A 603-nucleotide genomic window follows, 5' to 3' on the forward strand; every position below is an offset into this window, starting at 1 on the left:
CGGCCTCGCCGCTGGCGGTGGCCGATCTGGTCGGACGGCTGCGGGATGACCGCGCGGATTCCCCGACGCCGCAGGTGGATGCGGATGGCGCGGGAAGAGTAGGCGCGGTCGGCCAGCACGGCGAGGGGCCGGGTTCGCGGCCTGCCCGGGCCGCTGCGGGGGACGCGGATCCGGGACATCACGGCCTCGAAGGCGGGTGCGTCACCGGCTTGGCCTGCGGTGAGAGTGAGGGCGAGTGGTCGTGCACGGCCGTCCGCGGCCAGGTGGACCTTCGTGCTCAGGCCGCCGCGGGAGCGTCCGAGTGCGTGGTCGGTGGGCTCGCTGGAGCGGATCGCCCCCTTTTGCGCGCTCCGGCGGCGTGCTGGTGGGCCCGGACGACAGTGGAGTCCAATGACACCGTCCAGTCAATGTCGTCATCGGCGTCCGCCGCTGCCAGGACGGCGCCGAGGATCGCCTCCCAGGTGCCGTCGACTGCCCACCTGATCAGCCGTTTGTGGGCGGTCTGGAACGAGCCGAGCTCGTCGGGCAGGTCCCGCCAGGGCGAGTTGGTGCGGTACTTCCACGCGATGGCCTCGAGGGTGCGGCGGTGGTCGGCCCACCGCC

The 603-nt window shown here is 73.3% G+C and carries 1 pseudogene; it reads right to left on the reverse strand.

What is annotated here, in order from left to right:
- A pseudogene (locus ACLF5H_RS31520) lies at window positions 1-603 on the reverse strand (IS5 family transposase); the annotation flags it as partial.

The sequence above is a fragment of the Streptomyces sp. LaBMicrA B280 genome (assembly GCF_049222185.1).
Taxonomy (GTDB): Bacteria; Actinomycetota; Actinomycetes; order Streptomycetales; family Streptomycetaceae; genus Streptomyces; species Streptomyces murinus.